Annotated in this window: 26 protein-coding genes, 2 tRNA genes and 2 pseudogenes; 2 read left to right on the top strand and 28 right to left on the bottom strand. The window is 27.7% G+C overall.

Annotation, left to right across the window (positions count from 1 at the left end):
• Positions 1-12: 12 nt before the first annotated feature.
• From rplV to rpsJ, 7 genes are all read right to left on the bottom strand, one after another.
• A complete protein-coding gene (gene rplV, locus ACOBME_RS07250; protein ID WP_338965341.1) occupies positions 13-351 on the bottom strand; it encodes a 50S ribosomal protein L22 in 339 nt (112 codons plus the stop codon).
• Positions 352-379: 28 nt separating this feature from the next.
• Positions 380-655 (bottom strand): 30S ribosomal protein S19, encoded by a 276-nt coding sequence (gene rpsS / locus ACOBME_RS07245; RefSeq protein ID WP_338965339.1) that lies wholly within the window; start codon positions 653-655, stop codon positions 380-382.
• A gap of 86 nt (positions 656-741) precedes the next feature.
• Positions 742-1,578 carry a 50S ribosomal protein L2 gene (rplB, locus tag ACOBME_RS07240; protein WP_338965337.1) on the bottom strand — a complete coding sequence of 279 codons (837 nt, stop codon included), beginning with the start codon at positions 1,576-1,578 and terminating at the stop codon, positions 742-744.
• A gap of 56 nt (positions 1,579-1,634) precedes the next feature.
• Positions 1,635-1,922: a 50S ribosomal protein L23 gene (gene rplW, locus ACOBME_RS07235; protein WP_070406459.1), complete on the bottom strand. Its 288-nt coding sequence runs from the start codon at positions 1,920-1,922 to the stop codon at positions 1,635-1,637.
• Positions 1,922-2,548: a 50S ribosomal protein L4 gene (gene rplD / locus ACOBME_RS07230; protein ID WP_338965331.1), complete on the bottom strand. Its 627-nt coding sequence runs from the start codon at positions 2,546-2,548 to the stop codon at positions 1,922-1,924. The genes rplW and rplD overlap by 1 nt, the downstream gene beginning before the upstream one ends.
• Positions 2,549-2,570: 22 nt before the next feature.
• Entirely contained in the window at positions 2,571-3,341 is a 771-nt protein-coding gene (gene rplC / locus ACOBME_RS07225) for a 50S ribosomal protein L3 (protein ID WP_040092920.1), read from the bottom strand.
• 64 nt (positions 3,342-3,405) lie between these two features.
• On the bottom strand, positions 3,406-3,714 hold the full coding sequence (rpsJ, locus tag ACOBME_RS07220; RefSeq protein ID WP_040092918.1) for a 30S ribosomal protein S10: 309 nt from the start codon (positions 3,712-3,714) through the stop codon (positions 3,406-3,408).
• Between the two features lie 310 nt (positions 3,715-4,024).
• Here rpsJ and ACOBME_RS07215 point away from each other — a divergent pair, with 310 nt between their 5' ends.
• Positions 4,025-4,510: a hypothetical protein gene (locus ACOBME_RS07215; protein ID WP_338965321.1), complete on the top strand. Its 486-nt coding sequence runs from the start codon at positions 4,025-4,027 to the stop codon at positions 4,508-4,510.
• A 118-nt stretch (positions 4,511-4,628) separates the two neighbouring features.
• On the opposite strand, the gene ACOBME_RS07210 is transcribed toward ACOBME_RS07215, so the two are convergent.
• The 12 genes from ACOBME_RS07210 to ACOBME_RS07155 form a co-directional block, all read right to left on the bottom strand.
• Positions 4,629-5,591, bottom strand: coding sequence for an IS1/IS1595 family N-terminal zinc-binding domain-containing protein (locus ACOBME_RS07210; RefSeq protein WP_338963247.1), 963 nt, complete (start codon positions 5,589-5,591; stop codon positions 4,629-4,631).
• Between the two features lie 103 nt (positions 5,592-5,694).
• Positions 5,695-6,162 (bottom strand): 23S rRNA (pseudouridine(1915)-N(3))-methyltransferase RlmH, encoded by a 468-nt coding sequence (locus ACOBME_RS07205; RefSeq protein WP_338965318.1) that lies wholly within the window; start codon positions 6,160-6,162, stop codon positions 5,695-5,697.
• A complete protein-coding gene (locus ACOBME_RS07200) occupies positions 6,162-7,376 on the bottom strand; it encodes a lipoprotein (protein WP_419334799.1) in 1,215 nt (404 codons plus the stop codon). Before ACOBME_RS07200 ends, ACOBME_RS07205 begins: the two co-directional genes overlap by 1 nt.
• Before the next feature lie 67 nt (positions 7,377-7,443).
• Positions 7,444-8,817, bottom strand: a complete 1,374-nt coding sequence (dnaB, locus tag ACOBME_RS07195; protein WP_338965314.1) for a replicative DNA helicase — start codon at positions 8,815-8,817, stop codon at positions 7,444-7,446.
• Positions 8,818-8,820: 3 nt separating this feature from the next.
• Entirely contained in the window at positions 8,821-9,273 is a 453-nt protein-coding gene (gene rplI, locus ACOBME_RS07190; protein WP_419334797.1) for a 50S ribosomal protein L9, read from the bottom strand.
• A 98-nt stretch (positions 9,274-9,371) separates the two neighbouring features.
• Positions 9,372-10,301: a hypothetical protein gene (locus ACOBME_RS07185; protein ID WP_338965311.1), complete on the bottom strand. Its 930-nt coding sequence runs from the start codon at positions 10,299-10,301 to the stop codon at positions 9,372-9,374.
• Positions 10,302-10,547: 246 nt separating this feature from the next.
• A tRNA-Ala gene (locus ACOBME_RS07180) sits at positions 10,548-10,623 on the bottom strand.
• Positions 10,624-10,639: 16 nt separating this feature from the next.
• Positions 10,640-10,716, bottom strand: a tRNA-Ile gene (locus ACOBME_RS07175).
• 150 nt (positions 10,717-10,866) lie between these two features.
• A complete protein-coding gene (locus tag ACOBME_RS07170) occupies positions 10,867-11,829 on the bottom strand; it encodes an IS1/IS1595 family N-terminal zinc-binding domain-containing protein (RefSeq protein WP_338963247.1) in 963 nt (320 codons plus the stop codon).
• A 309-nt stretch (positions 11,830-12,138) separates the two neighbouring features.
• Entirely contained in the window at positions 12,139-13,221 is a 1,083-nt protein-coding gene (locus tag ACOBME_RS07165) for a hypothetical protein (protein ID WP_338965309.1), read from the bottom strand.
• 147 nt (positions 13,222-13,368) lie between these two features.
• Positions 13,369-15,921, bottom strand: coding sequence for an AAA domain-containing protein (locus ACOBME_RS07160; protein WP_419334795.1), 2,553 nt, complete (start codon positions 15,919-15,921; stop codon positions 13,369-13,371).
• 204 nt (positions 15,922-16,125) lie between these two features.
• On the bottom strand, positions 16,126-16,884 hold the full coding sequence (locus tag ACOBME_RS07155) for a DUF4011 domain-containing protein (protein WP_338965301.1): 759 nt from the start codon (positions 16,882-16,884) through the stop codon (positions 16,126-16,128).
• 272 nt (positions 16,885-17,156) lie between these two features.
• Here ACOBME_RS07155 and ACOBME_RS07150 point away from each other — a divergent pair, with 272 nt between their 5' ends.
• Positions 17,157-18,119 carry an IS1/IS1595 family N-terminal zinc-binding domain-containing protein gene (locus ACOBME_RS07150; RefSeq protein WP_338963247.1) on the top strand — a complete coding sequence of 321 codons (963 nt, stop codon included), beginning with the start codon at positions 17,157-17,159 and terminating at the stop codon, positions 18,117-18,119.
• Positions 18,120-18,124: 5 nt separating this feature from the next.
• On the opposite strand, the gene ACOBME_RS07145 is transcribed toward ACOBME_RS07150, so the two are convergent.
• The 9 genes and pseudogenes from ACOBME_RS07145 to ACOBME_RS07105 form a co-directional block, all read right to left on the bottom strand.
• A complete protein-coding gene (locus ACOBME_RS07145; protein ID WP_419334793.1) occupies positions 18,125-18,337 on the bottom strand; it encodes a hypothetical protein in 213 nt (70 codons plus the stop codon).
• Positions 18,338-18,387: 50 nt separating this feature from the next.
• A pseudogene (locus ACOBME_RS07140) lies at positions 18,388-18,648 on the bottom strand (hypothetical protein); the annotation flags it as partial.
• The gene (locus ACOBME_RS07135) at positions 18,641-19,654 is read right to left on the bottom strand and encodes a hypothetical protein (protein WP_419334791.1); all 1,014 of its coding nucleotides are present in this window, start codon (positions 19,652-19,654) and stop codon (positions 18,641-18,643) included. The gene ACOBME_RS07135 and the pseudogene ACOBME_RS07140, both read right to left, overlap by 8 nt.
• On the bottom strand, positions 19,654-19,857 hold the full coding sequence (locus tag ACOBME_RS07130; protein WP_338963585.1) for a DUF2649 family protein: 204 nt from the start codon (positions 19,855-19,857) through the stop codon (positions 19,654-19,656). The genes ACOBME_RS07135 and ACOBME_RS07130 overlap by 1 nt, the downstream gene beginning before the upstream one ends.
• Positions 19,858-20,008: 151 nt before the next feature.
• Positions 20,009-20,443 (bottom strand): annotated as a pseudogene (locus ACOBME_RS07125) (DUF3627 domain-containing protein).
• A gap of 544 nt (positions 20,444-20,987) precedes the next feature.
• Positions 20,988-21,239: a hypothetical protein gene (locus tag ACOBME_RS07120; RefSeq protein ID WP_338966586.1), complete on the bottom strand. Its 252-nt coding sequence runs from the start codon at positions 21,237-21,239 to the stop codon at positions 20,988-20,990.
• On the bottom strand, positions 21,239-21,388 hold the full coding sequence (locus tag ACOBME_RS07115) for a hypothetical protein (protein ID WP_004027793.1): 150 nt from the start codon (positions 21,386-21,388) through the stop codon (positions 21,239-21,241). Before ACOBME_RS07115 ends, ACOBME_RS07120 begins: the two co-directional genes overlap by 1 nt.
• 300 nt (positions 21,389-21,688) lie before the next feature.
• Positions 21,689-22,429 (bottom strand): tRNA pseudouridine synthase A, encoded by a 741-nt coding sequence (locus tag ACOBME_RS07110; RefSeq protein ID WP_338965288.1) that lies wholly within the window; start codon positions 22,427-22,429, stop codon positions 21,689-21,691.
• Entirely contained in the window at positions 22,429-23,394 is a 966-nt protein-coding gene (locus ACOBME_RS07105) for an energy-coupling factor transporter transmembrane component T family protein (protein WP_338965285.1), read from the bottom strand. Before ACOBME_RS07105 ends, ACOBME_RS07110 begins: the two co-directional genes overlap by 1 nt.
• Between the last annotated feature and the right edge of the window lies 1 nt (position 23,395).

Below are 23,395 nucleotides of genomic sequence, written 5' to 3'. Positions count from 1 at the left end.
TATCTTCCTTTCTTATTGCTGCCCATCACTAACAGTAACTGTGATGTGACTTGTTCTCTTTAAAATTTCATATGCGCGTCCGTGGGCACGAGGACGGAATCGTTTTAATGTTGGTCCTTCGTTAACGAAGATTTCTTTAATAAATAAGCGATCAGCATCCAAGCCATTATTGTTAACAGCGTTTGCCACTGCTGACTTTACTAATTTTTGAACTGGTACTGATGATTTTTTGTTTGTGTTGTTAAGAATAACTATTGCGTCTCCCACTTTTTTATTTCGAATTAAATCGATAACCAATCTAACTTTTCGTGGCGATATTCGAATACTTCTTAAGTTTGCTCTTACATTCATTTATATAATACTCACTTTCTGAATTTAATTATTTTTTCTTTTTCTTATCATCGCCATGGCCACCAAATTTTCTCGTTGGTGAGAATTCTCCTAATTTATGACCAACCATATCTTCAGTAACATAAACCGGAATATGTTCTTTTCCGTTATGTACAGCAAAGGTATGACTAATAAATTCAGGGAAAATAACGCTTCTTCTTGATCAAGTCTTAACAACTTCTTTTTTATTTATTGCATTTAATGCTTCAACTTTTTTTTGTAAATGTTTATCAACAAATGGTCCTTTTTTTAGACTTCGTGACATTGTTGTACCTCCTTTTAAATAATCTCTCTAATTTCAATCTTTACTTTCAACTACTATTCGTCATATTTGACTGCTAATTAGTAAGATTATTTAGTGCGTCTTCTAACAATTAGTTTAGTTGAAGCTTTTTTCTTATTACGAGTTTTTACTCCTAATGCTTTTTTACCTCATGGTGTCATTGGTGCTTTACGCCCAACAGGAGCTTTTCCTTCTCCCCCACCATGCGGGTGATCATTTGGGTTCATAACTGACCCACGAACAGTTGGCCGAATTCCGCGTCAACGGTTACGTCCTGCTTTTCCTCAATTTACTAAGCCATAGTCTTCATTTCCAACTTCTCCGATAGTTGCACGACATTCAGCTAGAACCTTACGAACTTCACCAGAAGTTAGCCGAATTGTAACATATTTACCATCTTCATCTTTCCCTAGTAATTGAACTGATGAACCCGCTGAACGCGCTAATTGTCCACCTTTACCAGGACGTAATTCTAAATTATGAAATACTGTCCCTTCTGGAATGTTTTTTAATTTCATGCAGTTTCCAACTTTAATATCATTTTTTTCCCCACTAATAATTTGCATTCCAACTTTAATTGTTTTTGGTGCTAAAATATATCTTTTTTCACCATCAACATAATTAACTAAAGAAATAAAGGCATTACGATTTGGATCATATTCAATTGTGGCAATTTTACCAACAACATCATCCTTATTTCGCTTAAAGTCAATAATTCGATATTTAACTTTATGACCGGCACCTTTATGTCTTGTGGTAATAACCCCTTGGTTATTACGACCAGCATGTCTTTTCCGAGTTTCAATTAATGATTTTTCCGGACGATCAGTTGTTAGAACGGAATAATCTAATGTTGTCATATTACGACGACTCGGTGTAACTGGTTTAAAACTCTTAATTGGCATTTTTATTTATCCTCCTATTTCGCCAATAAACAGTCCCAGATAGTTGTATCCTGGAATTATTTATCTTCTCCTAATAAATCTAATTTTTCTCCTGGTTTTAATTTAATGATTGCACGTTTTGTATACGTTGTTTCTCCAACAAATTTTCCCATTTTCTTTTCTTTTGGGTCATAATTAATAACATTAACTTTTTCAACCTTTACTTCAAAGATTTTTTCAAAAGCTTTTTTAATTTGAACTTTATTAGCAGTACGTGCCACTTCAAAAGTGTAAACCCCATCAGCCATATTACGATATGTTTTTTCTGATAAAATTGGTTTTTTAATGACATTTGTAATATGCATTATGCGTACACCTCCTCAATTGCTTTAACCGCTTGTTCTGTTATTAGTAGTTTGTCAGCATTTAGTAAATCATAAATATTAATTCCAGCAGATGTAATTATATTTACTTTTTCAATATTACGTGATGATTTAAAGTTAACTTCATCACCATCGGTTGTAATGATTAATAATTTTTCATTATTAACTTTTAAATTATTTAAAACCCCAACCATTGCTTTTGTTGAAGGTTGTTCAATTCCAAATTGATCAATTATCACTAAATTTTTGTCTTGTGTTTTTAATGATAATGCTGATTTAATTGCTAATCTTCTTACTTTTTTATTAACATGTTTTAAGTAATTTTTTTCTGGAGTTGGACCAAATACGATGCCTCCTCCTTTTCATTGTGGTGCTCTAATTGAACCCTGGCGAGCACGACCAGTACCTTTTTGTCTTCAAGGTTTTCTTCCCCCACCAGATACTTCAGTTCTTGTTTTAGTTTTGTGTGTACCTTGACGCATTGCCGATTGTTGCGCAACAACAGCATCAAACATTGCTTGTTGGTGTGGTTCAATCCCTCAAATTGTCTTATTTACACTAATTTCTTTAATGCTACTTCCCTTCGCATCAAGTACTTGTAATTTCATTTTAAAATTCCTTTCTACAAAACTATTCTTCAACTGATGCTGGTGCATCGGTTGCTGGTGCTGCTTCAACTGGTGTTTCAGCAACTACCTCAACTGGTTTTTCTGTTTTAATTTCGGGTTCTGGTGTTTTTGATTCAACAGTTCTTTTAATTAGTTCTGTTGGTGTCTTTGGGTTTAAACCTTTAATTGTTTCTTTAATAACTACAAACTGTTTGTTTGGTCCCGGAATTGAACCTTTTACTAACAAGGCGTTTTTTACAGTGTCAATTGCAACTACTTCTAAATTTTGAATTGTTACTTTTTCAGCTCCCATATGCCCCGGCATTTTTTTTGATTTTAAAATGCGGTTTGGAGCAATTGGTCCCATTGACCCAACTCCACGGTGATATCCTGATCCATGACCCATTGGTCCACGTGAATAGTTGTGTCGTTTAATTGACCCTGTAAATCCTTTCCCTTTTGAAGTTCCGGTTACATCAACGAATTCCCCAGCAGTAAAGATATCAGCTTTAATAATATCGCCAGAATTATAGCCATCCATGTTTCTGATTTCTTTAACGAAGCGCTTAGGTGTTGTATTCGCTTTTTTAAATTGTCCTTGGTCTGGTTTTGAAACCAAGTTAATTCTTTTATCTTCGACAGCTAATTGAAGCGCTTGATAACCATTTTTTTCTTTACTTAACACTTGTAAAACAACATTAGGTTGTACTTCAACTACTGTAACTGGTATTAGTCTACCATCGGTAGCAAAAACTTGTGTCATACCAATTTTGCGTCCTAAGATTCCTTTCATTTCTTTCCTCCTTGAAAATACGTCATGTATATCTTGCTGATAAATTAAATTTAAGAGCGGTTATTTATTTCATTTCAATTTCAACACCACTTGGTAATTGAACACGTTTTAGAGTATCAATTACTTTTGGACCATCAGGATTAATGATATCAATAATTCTTTTATGTGTTCTCATTTCAAATTGTTCTCTTGAATCTTTGTATTTATGAGTTGCACGTAAAATAGTAATGATTTCACGATCAGTTGGTAAAGGAATTGGTCCTTTAACTTTTACTCCTGCGGCTTGAGCTGCTTCAATGATTTTTTGAATTGATTGATCAACCACACGGTGATCATAACCCTTTAATTTTATTCTCATTTTAGTTTGAGCCATTACTTTTCCTCCTAATTTATTTATATTTTTTGTGTAAACATTGACAACGCCTATCAGTGTATCAAAGATAGACCATAAAAGACGTTTCCACAAAATATACATGCTAATTTATTTTATTGGATAACATCCAATAATGCAAGTACTTTTTTAAAAAAAAATAAAAAAAATAATATTTTAAAGGGGATAAAATTAGCAATTATTATCACATTCATAATCGTCAGTAACAGAAAAATATTATCTTATCTTTTATTATTTTTTTAATCTCGTTATAATTATTATTGTATAAAAGTAACAAAGGGTGAGGAGAAAAATGGCAAACAAAAAGGATGATAAAACTATCATATGAAAAAAGTCAAAAATTGTTGAACATGATTTACGTTATGAAAAAATCCAAGAGTTTAAAGCACAAGTAGTTAAAATTGAGCTTGATAATTTAGCACGTAAAACATCACGAGCCCATGAAGTATACCGTAAAACAAAGAAAAAACCAAAACTTGATAAGAAAAAAATAATTGATAAAAATAATCCAATGTATAAAATTTTATTAAATGCCCAAAAAAAGAATAACCAGTTAAGAAAACAAGCTTTTAAAACTAATGACCCTAATTATATTGATGTTAATAATATGACTGTTGCTGATCGTGTTAAAATTGTTAAATTAGCGAAAAAAAATAATCCATATTATCGCCAACTATTATTAGAAAAAAACACAACTGGACTTTCTGAATTAGCCCGAAAACGAAAAATTGAAATGATGACACAAGCAGCTCAATCAAAAAAAAGATCAAAAAAATAAAAAAAGTATAAAAAACTCCTTTAATTTTGTCGAAAACTCTTGATGAAATAAAAAAAATCATCAATATGACAATTTGAAAACTAATTTTGTGTAAGATTATGATTTTGCTTTAAATTTTTTAAACGTTAAAATATAATACCGTTGATTGTTGGTTTGGTGTTAAACCTTTGTGTTGGTATTTTCATTTTCAGAGCTTTAAATAATTTTGAATATTAGTGAAACCCAAACCATGATAATGAATTAAGGCTTCTTTAAGACTGGATTGTAATTTACTAATCTTATTTAACTTTTGATAACTAGTATCAGGGTTTGTACTAGTTTTGGTGGAATATAGAGTAGAATTTGTTTGTTTTGCTACTAATAAATATAGTGGTTGCATATCAGAAATAATTATTGATTTTTCTTTAATTAGTTGCTTATTCATATTTTCAATAATCCATTGTTTTTGTAATCTTTTGGTATTGGTGGATTGAACAAAAATATTATTATTGCTATCAACTGCCATTTGAATACAGCATTTGGTATCAGTTGAAAATGGATCGAGATGAGTTTTTCGTTTATCAAATTTATCTTTAAAATTGCCTTTATGAATTTCTTTAATAAATGTTTCATCCATTTGGATTTGACCATTTAATTTTTTAAATTTTAACTGTGTATTTTCTAATTGTTTTGATTGCATTAATTTTTGTCGATTATATCAAGCGGTTTTTGGGGTTGTTTTAATAAAACGAGAAATTATTTTACTAGATTGTCCTAACAATGAAATTTGAATTAATAAATTTCACTGTTCATAATTTAAATGACTTCAATAAGTAAAATGATGACGAAATGCATCAAAACTAGCACGACATTTTTTACATAAATATTTTTGTTTTCCTTCGGAATTATGACCATTTTTAACACAATGAAAAGATTTGCAATTAGGACATATAATGCCTTTATCTCTAAATTTTTGATCAATTTCATTTAAACGTTTTTGTTTTTTAATTAAGTCTGCTTGTTGTTTTATTTTTTCATAAAATTCTAAAAATTGATCATCTGTTAAGCTATTTATTAATTCTGTAATTATTTTTTTCATCATTTATTTACCTCCATATATTAAAAATATACCTAATTTTAGGTATATTTTATAAATATCAAGAGTTTTCGACAAAATTAAAGAAAAACTCTTTTATACTGTTAATTTATTTGTGATAAACTTCATTATTAATAATTTTAAATCCCCGATAAATTTGTTCTAGTAAAATTAATCGACATAATTGATGCGGTAATGTTATTGCTCCAAAGTTTAATTGAAAAGCAACCTGTCCTTGGATTGTTAAATTAAAACCATGACTACCACCAATAATAAACATTAATTTTGCTTTTTTAAAATCCTTAACATCTGCTATTAAAGCAGCAATTTTTTCACTTGTTAATGATTTACCATCCAGAGCTAATAATACTTTATAATAATCGGGATAATCTAAAGCTTTTTTTATTACTAATACTGTTTGTTTATTAACTGCTACTTGTTCATTTTTATTTACAATTTCTTTTATTTCAATGATTTCGATTTTAGCATAATGTTTAATTCGCTCTAAAAACAAAGCACAACCCGATATTAAGAAACTTTTATCTAATGAACCAACTGTTAAAATTTTAATATCCATTACTTGTATTGATCTGTCATTGAATCAACATTAATTTTTCATTTTAAATCAGGAAAAGCATAATCTGGTGATAACGATGGAAATTGTCCATTTTTATCAACTTTTTTATCTTCATCAGCTGTTAAAATTCCATCTTTGTCACCTTTTTTAACATATCCTAATGCAATACTAACACTTGGATCGATATTAGGAACTGGAATCTTAAAATTATAGTCATGATAATCATCATTTGTTAATTTACTAAAATCATAAAAACCATAACTAAGAAAAAACCATTGATGAGCGTATGTTGGTTTATCCGTACTACTATTTGGATTTTTATAAACCAAGTAATTAGCGTAAGCAACTAATTTATCAATTATTGCTGAAAAAGTAAAACGTTTATGTTCGCCTTGGAATTCAAACCGAATTGTTACATTTGGAATTGTTATCGCAAGATAACGAGCTGATTGATAACCACGGTTCTCATTAATCTGGTCAAATCCTTTATTATAATTGTTATTTGGATCATTTAATCAATCTAAAATTGTCGCAACTGGCGATAAAGTTTTTAATGATGGTGGTGTATAAGGTCATTTTTTACTACCTCACGTATGTTCTTTCACCCAATCTTTATTTGATGTTTTTTCTGCATTACCACTCATTGTTACTAAATTTTGATTATTAGGATCAACAACAGTTGGGTTTTCATTTGCCGTTAAACCAACTTGGGTATAATATGAATCATAACTAGTTGAATAATTAGTAAAAAATTCTTCTCATAAGGTTTTTTGATTAATTTTTTTTGCATTATCAAAAGGGTCAGTTCCATCAATTTTTGCATTTGCAATAATATTATCTTTTTGTTCTTGTAATCCGGCAGCAATTTGTTCTGGTGTTCAATTTGCTCCTTTTACAGTTGTCTTACTATTGTCTTTTGTTAAATTTATTCCAGTTAAAAATGGAACAACGACATTACTAATTAATCCCATTCTTCTCCCTTGTAAACTATATTCATAAGGAGCTCCCGTTTCATCTTTCCCTGATTCAGCAGCGTTATCGATTCCATTAACTGATTTTCCAGTTACAGTCGGCGCATGACTAAATTTTTGATTCCCATTATATACAAAAACAGGCACCGGATTTCCTTGCGGTGTTGTATTACAAGCAACAAGTGAAGTTGTTGATGTTGTAATTAAAGTTGTTGCTGTAAAAAGTGATAATAATTTACGCATTTTAGACCCCTTTTCCTAAGCGTTTATTTAATATAATTGCATCTCTGCTACTAACTAAAATGTTAACCTAAATTTTAGCATTTTGCAAACCATAATCAGCAAATGAACCATGTTTTTTTACAAATAATAATTCGACACTACCAGTTGGGCCATTCCGATGCTTCGATAAAATTAACTGTGCTTTTTCAGTTTCCAATGGAGCATATAAGTTATTTGGATCATAGGTTTCATAATAGTCTTCACGAAATAAAAACATAATAATATCAGCATCTTGTTCAATTGCCCCTGAATCACGTAAGTCTGACATAATTGGACGTTTATCTTCTCGTTTTTCAACTGACCGTGATAGCTGAGATAAACAAATAATTGGTACTTCTAATTCCCGCGCTAAAGCTTTTAATTGGCGCGAAATAGTTGAAACCTCTTGTTGACGAGAATCACTAAAATGCGTTCCCGTACTCAATAATTGTAAATAATCAATAACAACTAATCCAACTTCATTTTCACGACACAGTTTTCGAAGTTTTGATTGTAATTCAATAACTTTTAATCCTGGTGTATCATCAATAAATAACTTGGTTTGTTTTAAAAAGTCCGCAGCCTTTGTAATATTTTCTCAATCACGAGTTTGTAAACCTTTTCCAGTACGAACTTTTGCTGAATCCACTGTTGAATAACTCCCAATCATCCGTTGAATCAATTGTTCTGCGGGCATTTCAACTGAAAAAATCGCAACAGCTTTTTTTGATTGTGCTGCAGATTTAACAGCAAAATTTAGAGCTAATGCCGTTTTCCCCATTGATGGTCGTGCTGCTAGAATAATAAAATCCCCTTTTTGAAAACCTGATGTCATTCGGTCTAAATCACGAAAACCACTTGGACTACCTGTTAACATTTCACCAGAATTTTCTAACAATTCAATTTTTTGTAAAACTTTGTCAACTTCATCAAATAATGTTTTAAATAAATTTCCTTTTCGTTCTTTTTTAACATCTAAAATCTCTTTTTCGGCTTTGCTAACAACTTCATCAATTGGCTGATGAGTTTCAATTTCACGATGGATATTTTCAAGCACCGCTTTTAAACGGCGTGACGTGGTGTTTTTAATAATAATATCTAAATACTCTGTTAAATTTGCATCAGTTGTATATGATTGAAATAAATCTGTTAAAAATTCAATTCCCCCAATTTTATTTAACATATTATTTTTTAACATATAATTACTTAATGTCGTAATGTTAATGGCTACTTTTGCCAAAAACTGTTCTTGTAAGGCTTTAAAGATAACTTTATAATTCATTACGGTAAAATCTTCTTCTGTTAAAATTGAAAACACTTCTTCTGCAGCAGCAATTGAATGAGCAATAATTGCTAAAACATTTTTTTCCGCTTCATTAATAACATTAATCTTATTTAACTCTTTTTTACTTAAGTTATCCATTACCTAACTCTCCTTTTTATCAATCATCACCTTCAAAGTTGCAATTAAATTAGGGGCTAATTTAATTTTTAAATAGTGCAACCCAAAACTTGTTAAATTATTATTATCAAGAAATTTCTTTTTATCAACTTTTAAATTAAATTCTTTTGCCAAACGATCTTCAATTTGGGTTAATGAAATTGAACCAAAAGTTTTATTATCATGAACTTTTAATTTAAAATTTAAGGTTAATTGTTCTAAAGCTGTCTTTAGTTCTTCTAATGTCGCTTTATTTGCTGCTGCTTGGGCTGCTTGTTCGGATAGAACAACATTGAGTTTTGCTAAATTAGCTGGGGTTGTTGGAATCCCAAATCCTTCTTTAATTAAATAATTTTTCGCATAACCATCTGAAACTTCAATCACATCATTAATTTTGCCTTTGCCCTTAACATCTTTAATTAAAATAACTTTCATCATAATCACCTATTATCAATTATATAGGAAAACTATCTTAAAAAAATACTTCTTTTATCATTTTAAGAAGGATAATAAAAAACGAATGATACTATTCGTTTTTAACCAATATCTAATAAGTACAAACATAAGACAGCTTTCTTAAAAACCTTGTCTAAACGTTTTTCTGCATCAGGATCTTCTTGGTATGTTAATGAATTACGATATTTTGTATGTTGTAAGAAACTAAAAATATCATATTCTAACTTAGGATTAAATTCTTTGATGTCTGTGCGTTTTTCTTCTAACAACGGCAATAATTTATTTAATACTGTTAACTTAGCATTAATATCACCATTATTAGCAAAATACTCCGTAAAGATTGATTCCTTATTAATTTTTTCTTCATCATCATTATCATTATCAAATGAGCGCTTTGATGTAAACCCCGGTTTTCGTCTTAACTTTCTGTTACTACCAAAATGATTTTCTTTTACACCAAAACGTTTAACCTTGCAACTGTTACTAATTGTCTCAACAACATCAATGCCAAATCAATCTAACAATTCATAAATTTTAGTTGGGAAACTATTAAAAGCAATTGACTTATAATTATTTAAAGCATTAATAGTTGGTCCATCTGTTTCTGTTGATAAATTAACAACATTTAAACTATACTCACAAAACTTTAATAGTTCTGAATCTTCAACAAAAAAGGTATCAATTTGATTATAAATTACATCATAATTTTTTTGATCTTTTTTTTGAACTGATTTTTTATTTAAATCTAATTCCAAGTCATTAATCAAATCAATACTATAACTTTCTTTTATAATTCCTAATTCTTGTAAAGTATTATTTACTTCTAAATTAATATTAAAAAAAATAATTGCTTTATCAACATTCATTCCAAATAATTTAGTTGACGAATTATCTAACGATGTTTTAATAAATTGGTCATTGACCATCACTGACCAATCAGATAAAATTTCTTTAAAATTTGTTAAAAAATACGCATATCTTTTATTTTCATTTTTATCAAAAATTGACATACTTCACCCCTGATTATATTTTTTATTTCTACATTATATATATTATACCAAAAAAACAAGATTAATTAAAGCAATAACTTTGGATTTATATTTGATGATAAATAAAATAATTTTAATAATCATCGCTTTTTTATTGCATTCTATTTTCTTAACCAATTATCTTTTCTAAACAATTAAAAAAACATACCAATGGGAATTTGATATGTTTTGTTTATTGTTTACTGTTTAAATTAAATATATTTGAAATGGTGGACCCGAACGGGATCGAACCGTCGACCCCCTGCGTGCAAGGCAGGTGCTCTCCCAGCTGAGCTACGGGCCCAAAATTAGATAAAAAATGGTCGGGCTAAATGGACTTGAACCATCGACCTCACCCTTATCAGGGGTGCGCTCTAACCAACTGAGCTATAGCCCGAAAACCTAAATCATTATAACATTAATTTTATTTAAAAAACAACTATAAACCTTTAATTTTGTCGAAAACTCTTGATGAAATAAAAAAAATCATCAATATGACAATTTGAAAACTAATTTTGTGTAAGATTATGATTTTGCTTTAAATTTTTTAAACGTTAAAATATAATACCGTTGATTGTTGGTTTGGTGTTAAACCTTTGTGTTGGTATTTTCATTTTCAGAGCTTTAAATAATTTTGAATATTAGTGAAACCCAAACCATGATAATGAATTAAGGCTTCTTTAAGACTGGATTGTAATTTACTAATCTTATTTAACTTTTGATAACTAGTATCAGGGTTTGTACTAGTTTTGGTGGAATATAGAGTAGAATTTGTTTGTTTTGCTACTAATAAATATAGTGGTTGCATATCAGAAATAATTATTGATTTTTCTTTAATTAGTTGCTTATTCATATTTTCAATAATCCATTGTTTTTGTAATCTTTTGGTATTGGTGGATTGAACAAAAATATTATTATTGCTATCAACTGCCATTTGAATACAGCATTTGGTATCAGTTGAAAATGGATCGAGATGAGTTTTTCGTTTATCAAATTTATCTTTAAAATTGCCTTTATGAATTTCTTTAATAAATGTTTCATCCATTTGGATTTGACCATTTAATTTTTTAAATTTTAACTGTGTATTTTCTAATTGTTTTGATTGCATTAATTTTTGTCGATTATATCAAGCGGTTTTTGGGGTTGTTTTAATAAAACGAGAAATTATTTTACTAGATTGTCCTAACAATGAAATTTGAATTAATAAATTTCACTGTTCATAATTTAAATGACTTCAATAAGTAAAATGATGACGAAATGCATCAAAACTAGCACGACATTTTTTACATAAATATTTTTGTTTTCCTTCGGAATTATGACCATTTTTAACACAATGAAAAGATTTGCAATTAGGACATATAATGCCTTTATCTCTAAATTTTTGATCAATTTCATTTAAACGTTTTTGTTTTTTAATTAAGTCTGCTTGTTGTTTTATTTTTTCATAAAATTCTAAAAATTGATCATCTGTTAAGCTATTTATTAATTCTGTAATTATTTTTTTCATCATTTATTTACCTCTATATATTAAAAATATACCTAATTTTAGGTATATTTTATAAATATCAAGAGTTTTCGACAAAATTAAAGCTATAAACCCAAAATATTTTAAAAAAATAAGAAAATAATTTTTAGAACCCTAATCTAATTATTTATAGTAACTATCAGTAAAAAATAATTAAATTAAATAATAATTAATATAATTTTTAACCATATAAAAATGTTTCTCCTAACTTTAGATATTAATAAAAACCTAGAAAGGTTTTTATTAATATTCTCTTAGTTAAAAGAAACATTGCAAAAGTATTTAAATTACTTTTTATTTTACAATCGGATTTAAGTCTTCAATATCGTTAACATTCTCACGATTTGATTTTTTACGACTTTGTTTTTCTAACTTTGCTTGCAATTTTGCCGCTTTTAATTCTTCTTTTGCTAAACGTTTTGTTTCTTTCTTTGACATTTCTGAATTATGATTAAAATCATTATCATTAATAAAACTAAAGAAATCATCATCATTTAAATCAGTTGGTTTCGTTGTCGCTTGCGGTTGTGATAAATCTTGGTTAACATAAACTGGGTTTGCAACAAAAGCTTGTTCGTAGTAATCTGGCATTCCTGCCCCCGCTTGATTTTGTTGTTGCTCACCAGATGTTCCTTGTTGTCCAAATCCTTGTGATCCTAATGGGCCACTCTCTGCTCCTTGTTGTTCTAAAGGCAATTCATTTGTACCAATTGGTTGTGTACTATTATATTGTTCTTGTGCAGTAACGGGTGCTATTGGTTCAACTTGGGCTGTTTGTAGAGGTTCTGATTTAATATCAGTAACATTTGAAACAGCCACATTTTCAGAATTAAAACCACGACCACTTTGTTGGCGATCATTATCTTCATCAGCATTCTTTCTTAAATCATCATCCCTTTTACTGCCCTGATGATTTTTTTCTGTAGAATCTTTTCGATGGTAATCTTCTTCTGAATGTTCATGATAACCCCCATGGCCACAAGTGCATCCACCACCACAGCCATTTTGCGATCAATGGTTAGGATACATGCCGTGATACATTCCTGGGTGCATTCCCATTGGTGGCATTGGCGGCATCATTGGATAATACGGATATGGCGCTAGCGCTGGTTGTTGAATAAAAAAGACTTGTGGCGAAGCACCACTAGCCGCAGGATACGGAGTAATAACTTGTTGTTGTGGTGGTGTCGAATATTGTGGGATTGCTGATACTGCTGAATAATTATTTGTAGGTGAAATTGATGGTGACAACGTTAGTGTACTAATAAACACTTCAGCATCACGGCGACTTCTAAATAACGCTATTTCACTATTGGTATCATGTGACTTCACTAAATATCCTTCTTCATTTGGTAAGATATAAAAGCCATTATTCATTACTACACCTCATTTACCCTATCTTCTACCCATACTTTACTATATATATTATAGCATAAAAAAAGGAAATAATATATAATATTATATCTATTTTTTAATTAATAGGTTATTTCTTTAAAAAATAAAAAATAATTATTCCTTTAAACTCTAACTTAAAGTTTCTATTTTCTTTAAAACTCGCTCAATTACTTTATTTTGGTTTCCTTTTCATCACTGCAACGATGAAATTCGTTCAAATTTTCAACCATTACTTTCTAAAATTGATTGTCGCCAAATATCTCGAGCTCGGTCCATTGGCTTAGAATGATATGTATGACCATCACACTCAATTGCTAACACAAAATTACCTGTTGTTTTATCTTTAATTCCTAAATCAATCCGAAAACCAGATTGTTTTACTTGCGGAATAATTTCAAATCTTTCTCCATTTAAATGTTTTTTCAATTGAGTATAAATTTCTTCTTCTAAAATACTATCCATTTGTTGATAAGGATTCTCATCACTATATTCTATAAGATATTTACTTCAAATTGATTGAAAAACCTCATTATCTAAATTGCATGATTGCAAGTGATCAACATAATTAATATAGTCAGCAAATACTTTTGCTCCTTCAGATTTTAGTGCTGAAATATCATAACCAAAATCATGACCCTTGATTGATTTTACAACAATAATTTTTTTAATAGCTCGGGAAACCGCAACATTAATTCGATTTTCACCATTTCTATTATTAATAGGACCAAAATTTCGTTTTAAACGATTTGTAACACTATCTCTTGCAAATGAAACTGAAAAAATAATAATATCTCTTTCATCTCCTTGTACTTCTTCAAGATTTTTTACAAATAAAAATTTATTAACATCAGACTTACCATTCATTTCTCATTCAACTATCGGATCATTTAGTTTTTCCAATTTTTCTAAAATTAAATTTGCTTGGTTCTTATTAAATGCAACAACCCCAATTGTTTCATTATTTTTTCTATTGTCTAAAATATTCAGAATTTCTTGCACAACAGTATTTGCCTCAATTTCATTTCTTTGATTAATTCATTTTCCATCAACATTGCGAACTTCAATTGCCTTCTGTTTTTTATATGGTTTTTCACAAACTAAGAGTTTTCCTTCATAAAATATTTTATTAGAGAATTCAATTAATTCACGATTCTCTGAACTATAGTGATAATTTAACATTTCCTTTGAAAAGAAAGTGGTTGCAAATTCTAGTAGTGATGAATACTCGCTTGCTTTAAATTCATCAATATCATCTTCTTCATCATAATCATCAAGATTTTTTGCAAAAAAATTCGATGGTTGAAGTTGTTTTCCATCTCCTGCAACAATAACTTTTTGACCACGATTCATTAAACTAATACCTCGCTCTAAAAAAATTTGTGAAGCCTCATCAAAAATCATATAATCAATACTCCCTCTTTTATTTGGAAACAATGTTATCCCGCCTTCAATTGAAGAAATAATAATTGGAAAAATTTCAGAAATAAAGACTCTGTATGATTCCATCATTTTTTTAAGAGTTGGCAATCGTTTTCCATCCATTAAGCGCTCAAATTTTACATATAATTTCGGTTGTTCTTGCTGTAATACTTCAATTTTGAACATTATATGTTTTGCAAATTTAATATGCAAATTTTTTAAATCTATTTTTTGCTTTTTCTTAATTAATTTTTTATATTCAGATTTTCAATCAATTTCTTCTAATTTGAAAACATCCAAATACTTATCTTCAAATTTTTTTAAACTAATACTAATACATTTTATTAAATACTCTAAACTAAGTTTATTATCTTTTAAAATACTAAGAATATCTTTTATTTCGTTATTAAAACTTACAGAATAATTATTACTTCATTTTGTTCCTAAATATTGATATTCATTTATAAGTTCATCAAACAATTCAAACTCTGAATTTAAAATATTACTAGTATAATATTTTTTTACTTTTCTTTTATTCCAAAAACTAATCTTATGCTTTAATTTATCTGTTAAATAGTATTGAACAATAACTAATTCTTTTTCTGTAGTAGCATTTCAATTAAAATTTACTACCTTTTTGAAAGCTGTAAAATTTTTAATAATATTACTTTTTGCTAAAATATAATCATAATAATCACTAGCCTGTAAATATGTTTTAATTTGCTGACATTGTTCATCAAAATTATTTAATAAAATATTATTAAAAATTTCGTAATCTTTGACTTTACTAATAATCTCATCAGCAACTTTGCCTCTATATTTTGTTAAATCATTAATATATGTTTGAGCATCTTCGGTTGCTAAAGCATCATGAAAATTACTAATTTGATTTAATAATTCATTAATTTTAGTTGAAATATCTTCTGTTGATTGCACCGGCTGTGAACTTCACATTCTTAAAGAAGAAAAACTTTTACGTAACTGATTAATAAACAATTTTTTATCATTTTTTAAATCATAAATTAATAAAGCAAAGGTTTGAAAATGTTTTAGTCTATTATAAACGACTTCTGTTGCAACTCTTTTTTCAGCACAAAAAAGCGCTTTTTTATTATTATTCAAAATATTAATTAACAAATTAACAATTGTTTGTGATTTACCCGTCCCCGGTGGACCATTAATAACAAGATTTTTTTGTAATGCTGATGAAATAGCTAATTTTTGTGAAAAATCTAATTCTGAAATTTGCACAATTTTTCCCATTGATTTAATAGGATTATAATTCTTATCAACAACATCCTTGTTACTTAATTGATTTTCTAATTCAGTAAAATATTCTTCTGAATTTTCCCAATTATCTAAATCATGAATTAATTCTGCACTTTCGGTTTTATAAAACCCAATTAAAGCACTATAAACTAAAGATGAATCAATAATTTCTGCTTTTTTTCTTAATGTTGCTAATGACTAAAACTTAAATGGAAATTTTACAAGATTAAATTCTTTTACAAATTCTAAATTTGGAATATTGATATTTAATTTCTCACAAAAAATGTTGAGCATTAAATCATATTTATTTTTAATAATTTCAAAAATTGAATTATTATCATTTTCATCATTTTCCAGTTGTTCAATTTCATTCGCTAAATCTGTCTTTAAAAAATATCCCGATCGACTTAATAAATTAATGTTTGGATTAATATTTTGATCTCAATTAATACTAAATTTATTGTTTGCTTGCTCAAACGTAACGTTAAAAAAGAATAATGGTCCTCGATAATAATCTATTTTATTATTTTCATCATAATATGCACCAGAAACAAAAGGAAATCCAATTTTCAAATGTGAAATCCCTGTTTCTCGACGAGACTCTGCATCCGTTTTATTTAATTTAAGTAATTTCTGATATATTTCATTTTTTCTTCATAAAATATACTCATTTATATTATCATTAACATCTATTTCATTATTTTTTTCATAAATTCTATCTGTTTCATAATCTGTTAAGATTGATAAAGTGGGTTTTAAAACCGTTTTGTTATTTAAAAAATCTAATGATATTTTTCCTTTTATTAATAACTCTTGAAACAAGTTTTGATTTCCTAAATAATTGCCAATTTCAAATAAATCAATAACTCGAAATGATTGGCGTTTTAAATCCACAAAATTTGCTAAACTATTTTTACTTCTTGCTATAACACGTTCTTTAATTTCCCGTATATTCATTTATAACCTCCATTTAAATAAATTTGCAACTGATTAATTTTATTATTTCATAAATTGAAAATTATTAAATGTAAATTGTAAATGCAAGTGCAACAAATCTATTAATTTAATAATAACATAAAAAATATAACTTAAGGAATTATGTAAAATGAAGTGCAACAAATCTTATTAGTCAAATAATACAATAAAAATCTTTAATTTTGTCGAAAACTCTTGATATTTATAAAATATACCTAAAATTAGGTATATTTTTAATATATGGAGGTAAATAAATGATGAAAAAAATAATTACAGAATTAATAAATAGCTTAACAGATGATCAATTTTTAGAATTTTATGAAAAAATAAAACAACAAGCAGACTTAATTAAAAAACAAAAACGTTTAAATGAAATTGATCAAAAATTTAGAGATAAAGGCATTATATGTCCTAATTGCAAATCTTTTCATTGTGTTAAAAATGGTCATAATTCCGAAGGAAAACAAAAATATTTATGTAAAAAATGTCGTGCTAGTTTTGATGCATTTCGTCATCATTTTACTTATTGAAGTCATTTAAATTATGAACAGTGAAATTTATTAATTCAAATTTCATTGTTAGGACAATCTAGTAAAATAATTTCTCGTTTTATTAAAACAACCCCAAAAACCGCTTGATATAATCGACAAAAATTAATGCAATCAAAACAATTAGAAAATACACAGTTAAAATTTAAAAAATTAAATGGTCAAATCCAAATGGATGAAACATTTATTAAAGAAATTCATAAAGGCAATTTTAAAGATAAATTTGATAAACGAAAAACTCATCTCGATCCATTTTCAACTGATACCAAATGCTGTATTCAAATGGCAGTTGATAGCAATAATAATATTTTTGTTCAATCCACCAATACCAAAAGATTACAAAAACAATGGATTATTGAAAATATGAATAAGCAACTAATTAAAGAAAAATCAATAATTATTTCTGATATGCAACCACTATATTTATTAGTAGCAAAACAAACAAATTCTACTCTATATTCCACCAAAACTAGTACAAACCCTGATACTAGTTATCAAAAGTTAAATAAGATTAGTAAATTACAATCCAGTCTTAAAGAAGCCTTAATTCATTATCATGGTTTGGGTTTCACTAATATTCAAAATTATTTAAAGCTCTGAAAATGAAAATACCAACACAAAGGTTTAACACCAAACCAACAATCAACGGTATTATATTTTAACGTTTAAAAAATTTAAAGCAAAATCATAATCTTACACAAAATTAGTTTTCAAATTGTCATATTGATGATTTTTTTTATTTCATCAAGAGTTTTCGACAAAATTAAAGCTGAGTTATATAAATCCATAATGATATTTTTTGCTGATGTTAATTGATTTATAATCACCGTAATAAAACTAGTACCAAAAATAGCAATTGCAGCAACTAATAAAACTAATCTAATCATTAATCTGTTTCCTTTCACCGACCATTTTTATTAGCCTTATGTGCTTTTTTAACACCACGTACTGTTGAAGCATACAATTTTGATGTATTGTTTTTAACAGTTGAACCTAATTCATTATATTGTGTTCTTGTTCCGTGGATAGCATAAATTGATAACTTAACAACCATAAAAAAGATAATAAAATAAGCAATAGTTGTATTTGTCATTGGTAATTTAGTATTTCAAATTACATCAAAAATAAACAAAAATACATCAAAAATAAAACTAAAAATCTTATCTCAATTATTACTTTCTGATAATAAATTAATCATCTTTATCACTTCCTTTTTCTTTTTTAGGTTTTAAATTTTTTTTCAAAATATCAATATCAAACAATGCTAAACGCTCTTTAACACTTAATTTAGTAATTTCTGACCAATAATATTCTTTATAATTAACTATTTCATCATTTTTTAAATCACGAACAAACTTTAATCATTGACTATCATATTTCTGTGCAAATTCTAATGGAATAATTATTTTAAAAAACCGAATTCCTAACCCAACATCCGACTTATGTTTTGCTCGTTTACCTTCGGCTGTTCGTTCTACTGATTTTGTTTTTCAAATTTCATAATCTGTAATATCTTGAAAAATACCAATTCGCATAATAAAGAAACGATTAAAAAAATTAAATCCTTTTTTAGCAATAGGTTTTTTCAATGAAATTGGAATAATAATACCACTTGCTAATTGTCGAATATTATTTCAAATCATACCCTCACGCTGAGCAGTAAATAAAGCACGATTACCAAAATGTCTTGCTAATACAATTCACGGAATTTTACCACTATGAACTTTTTTCTCATCGTGGGGACTAGTTCCATCAATATATAAATAACTTTCATCAAATAAAATAACACTATCATCTGGGGGAACTGGTTTTGTTCTATCTGTAAAATCTAAATTTTTAAATGTTAAAACTTTAACTTTATCATCTTCTAACGGATAATTACTATAAATCTTATCTGTTAATAGTTTCATAGTTTGTGATAAATAAGTTAAAAGTAAAGTTTTTCCCGTCCCTAACTTACCAATAATTACTGATAACGGATTATCTCAAACAAAATTAACTAAACGAAAAGCACTCAACTGATAAAATATGTTTTTTCAAACTCATCAGACAAAATAAACACATTGCAAAGCAAACAATAATCAAAATACTAAACCGGTATAATTTAATGAAATTATTCAAAGTAATAAATCAATTAAACTAAACAAAATCATTGAACCACCAATATAACAATAATTTTTTAAGAAAAATATAAATTTTTTCATTACTTAAAATACCCAACTATTTTAAAAACCATTCACAATAAAAACCACGTTAAAAATAAAATCACAATTCAAATACCAATCATAAGAGTTAAATATTCATTTTGAGTTAAATTTCAAGTTGTAATAATTTCAACATTCGTTTTATCTATAAACAAAAATACATAAATAAAAAACTCTTTTAATTTTTCTCAATCATTTTGCATATTTAAAAACTCCACATTTTCTGAATAAGTTTAAAAAACATCCCCAAAAATAAAACGATAAATAATACAAATGATATGACATATAAAAATTCAGGAGCATTTGAACCAATAATATAACTAACAAATTGAACTCAATAATCATATAAACCCATTAATTTAAGTCCTTCAAGTCATTAATTAATTTATCTACTTTTTCATCACTTCAATTTGTTAAATTATTGTTAGTTGTTTTTACTTTTTGAGGTTCACCAGGAAATATTGCTTTTTTCATTTGTGTAAAATAATTTTATTTGTATTGATTATACAAATTGATTAGTTCTGCTCCAGTTAAATATTTTCACACATGACGTTTTAAATTTTCATCATATTTTACAATAGGATAAGAATTATCATAAATCAAACCGATTGCTACTTGTTCTGAGTGTTTTTCACTCGGATAAATAAATTTATTACTCAACCAAAAACCAATATGACGATTATGATTAGGTAAATTTATAAAAATTGCTTTTTCTGTTTCAAAAACTATCAACTCTTTACGAATAAAATAATTTTCTATATTTTGATTTTTCTTAACAAAATTACTCAATTTTATCAACTCCTAACTAAATATTTATTTAATAAACAATGTTATATTTAATGTTTATATATTGTTTACTTATTGATAAAAACACTGATTATTAACAATGTTATACATAATGCTATATATTGTTTATTTAATGTTTAATAAACAATGTTATTAACAATGTTAAATATATAAAATAATAAAAATTGACACACTGAAAAATACTATTTAATTTTTAATAATAGTTATTAAAATATAAAATTAATCATTTATAATTAAATTGATATTTTTGCACTACACACCGCCTACAAATTTTAAAAAGAAAGTAGATATATTTATAAAGAATATTATAAAAATTTATATTCCAAAACTACTATTAATATGACCCTTAATAAAAATATTCTTATTTTTATTAAATCCTACTTTAAAACAATTATTTCATTACTAATAATTTCAATAATAACTTATAGACAGTGTGTAATACAAAAATAAACAACAAAATTATTTAATCAACTCACATAAAAGCTAGTGTGCCATAGCTAAGATATATGATCAGTAATAATAAATATTAAAATACTTTAACCATAACACGGAAAAAGTTTAAAATCTTAATGATAACAAAAATACCAAATGGAATTAAAATAATTCACGCATCACCTAAAAAGGTCATTAATTCTGGTAATACAGCATAAATTGCTTCTTTAACTTTCATCATTGCTTGCCCTAAACCACTTCAAATAGAACCCATTCCATCTGAAATAGTAGGTTTATCACCAACTGCTAAAAAATTAATTGCTGTTGTTAAATACATACCTAAAATTATTTTTTATCCTCCTTATTTTCAATTTCTTTTTTATCTTTTTTCTTTCCTCGAATTTGGCGAATTTTTTGATAAATTGATAAACCAATTCAAGCAAAAATACCTAATATAATAACAACACTAAAAATTGTCGTTAATCAAACTGGCATAACTTATTCCTCCTAAAAATCTAATTTTCGCGGCACGCTTCGCGTGTTCGCTACGCTCAAAATAAACTATATTGAATAAATTAGGCGGATAATTTATTCATCTTCTTTTTCATTATTAATTACAATATTATTTAACGTATTAATAACATTATCTTTTCCATACTTAGTTACTAAGGACCGTAAAATAAAATAATGTTTTCTTTCCATTAAAAAAATCAACTCCTTTCAAAGTTGATTTGTTGCACTTCATATTACAGTTTACAAAATAAAATAAAATAAAAAGATAGTTTTTATCTTTCGTTAATATTTAATCTTTTTTAGACATAAACCATGTGGTTTTGCACAATATTTTGTTGTTTGACCAACTGGAGGATGATCCAAAACTTCCTTCAACTGTTCTAAACTAATTCTATCCCAATAACACGCTAAAATGTTTTGTGTTATCATCCGAATTTGATAACGAATAAAACCCTTTGCAATAAAATGTATCTCAATTTTTTTTGCTTTGTTTCTCTTAACATAAATTTTATTAATTTTACGCTGGGTCTTAATTGCTTCGCCTTGTTTTACTCCTGAAAAATAAGCAAAATCGTGGTCACCAACAAACACTTGACTAACTTGCCGTAATTTTTTAAGATCCAATAATTCATCAACTTTTAATTCATAACGGTGATTAGTAAAATCATAACTATGATCATTAATCGTATAAACATATTCTTTTAATTTTGTTGTCCGAACACTAAAGTTATCAGCAACTACTTTATAATCTTTAATATTCATATTAATTGGTAAAATTTTGCTAATTGTTTTAATAAAAAAATCGACATTGCGTGGTTGAAACGGAATCTTAACTAACACTTTTTGATCACAAGCATGAACACCAGCATCAGTCTTACTAGCACCCAATGTTCAAACTGGCTGCTGACAAACACGAAAAAATGCTCTTTCTAATTCGTTTTGAATTGTTCGTGCATTTTTTTGTTTAACTCAACCATTATAATCATAACCATCATATTCAAGGGTTAATAATAACAATGACATTATCATCCTAAAACAAAATCATCAATGTGAGGAATACGAATTTGTAAAAATCCAGTTGGAATTTTCCCAAATGCTCATCCATTTGTTCCTCAATATCAAACTTCATAGAAAGTTTGATATTGACCCATCGTAACTGATTGCGCAATAATAATACTTGCAACCCCAACCCCAAAAATAAACAACAAAATATCTGGGAAATGAATACGATAATGACGATAACGTGTTCTTTTTGCATACGGGTCATAACCACGTGCATCCATTGCATAAGCTAAATCTTCGGCTTTTTGAAAAGCCGATACTAATAATGGAATAATTAAAGCCGTTGTTGATTTAATTTTATCTTTAAAATGACCATTACGAAAATCACCCCCCCGCGAAGCTTGAGCCTTCATAATCCGACCAGCCTCTTCAATTAACGTTGGAATCATTCGTAAGGCAATTGAAATTATTGTTGATAAAATATGAACTGGAAAACGAACTAATTTTAAAGGACTCAATAAATCCTCTAATGCTAATGTTAGATCTAATGGTTGTGTTGTTGCTGTTAAAATGGTTGTAATTAAAATCATTAAATAAATCCGGCAAGCCATATACAGCGCATTAAAAACAGCTTTTTCGGAAAAAGCAAATCAACTTTTCCCGCCCCGAGCGAAAGGACCAGTTGCTGTTGCTTTGCCACCTCAGTGTCAACCAATATAACCATCGGTTACTAAAAAACAGTTAATTAATAGTAAAACAACAAACATAAATAAGATTGGTTTTAATAATGCTACTAGCAATCGTGGTGGTAATTTTGCTAAAAAGAACAACGTAAAAATGGTTACCCCCAGAATAGCATAACCGGTAAAACCAGTCGAAAAAAAGATTGATACCATTAATGATAACAACATAAATAGTTTTACCCGTGGGTCCATCCGATGAACAGCGGAATTGTAGGCAATATAACGTCCAAATGATAAGCGCATC

Source organism: Spiroplasma endosymbiont of Sarcophaga variegata, from assembly GCF_965178695.1.
In the GTDB taxonomy this organism is placed as follows: domain Bacteria; phylum Bacillota_I; class Bacilli_A; order Mycoplasmatales; family Mycoplasmataceae; genus Spiroplasma; species Spiroplasma poulsonii.
This window is presented reverse-complemented; position numbering and strand designations above follow the sequence as displayed.